Source organism: Geobacillus sp. ZGt-1 (genome assembly GCF_001026865.1).
Classification (GTDB): domain Bacteria; phylum Bacillota; class Bacilli; order Bacillales; family Anoxybacillaceae; genus Geobacillus; species Geobacillus thermoleovorans.
The window spans coordinates 1-808 of the sequence record NZ_LDPD01000011.1 but is presented as its reverse complement, the minus strand read 5'-3'; the positions used below and the strand labels follow the sequence as shown (position 1 = coordinate 808).

Annotated in this window: 1 protein-coding gene; it reads right to left on the bottom strand. The window is 50.3% G+C overall.

Annotated elements, in window-relative coordinates; translation table 11 throughout:
• Nucleotides 1-193: 193 nt before the first annotated feature.
• Nucleotides 194-751, bottom strand: coding sequence for a DUF6431 domain-containing protein (locus tag VU18_RS19130; RefSeq protein ID WP_047757669.1), 558 nt, complete (start codon nucleotides 749-751; stop codon nucleotides 194-196).
• Between the last annotated feature and the right edge of the window lie 57 nt (nucleotides 752-808).

Below are 808 nucleotides of genomic sequence, written 5' to 3'. Positions count from 1 at the left end.
GCGATTAGCCCGTACCGAAACAGGGCAATGTCGTGTCTCATCGACTCATCCATTCGAATCTCCTCCTTGTCTCACTTGGAATCAGGACCGTTCCGGTCCGTCTGCCCTTATCGTACCGGATCGCTTTTTCNCCGTCGATAGGAAAGGTTTGTGGGAACCTCAACTATTTCCAATTTAGGATATGTATGTAAAATCAGGATCCCATTTGATTCGCAAAAGGGTGTCGGAATCCGTCCTCCCACATGTCTCTGATGACCGAATCAAGACCGTGTTTCTCCAACGTCCGGATCCACCAGGAAGCCCGTTCCTTTTCTTTTTTCACGATAGGGCCTATGATCCTCCACCGCCTCGCAAAAAAGCTGTGAAGGCTTGATAGGTTTCGGCAGAACCGTCGGACATAAAAGATGATGCCGTCCTTTGTCGGGAGAAACGGAGCCCGGTTCGTCCCCTCGGTCAATCCCAACTGCTCTTTCACGACTTGCCATATGGCGGACAACGTATACTGAAAATACGGGAGGAGAAAGGAAGGCAGCACACTCACCGTCTTCAAGCATTCCCGACAGCGATACCGGACAATCCAAATGCGATCATCACCATGTGGGGTCAATGCGTTTCGCTCATCGTAACCGTGGCGGTGCAACGGGCGCTTGGCCCGGCAATGCGGACACTTTTTCAGAAGAGGGAAGTCGTTTTCTTTTCCACGCTCTGCATACGTTTGGACGTCAATGCCAAAGTCATGAAATTGAATCACGTCCTCCTCCCCCTCCTATGAACCGATGGATTTTCTCTTCCGAAATAATTCACAAAA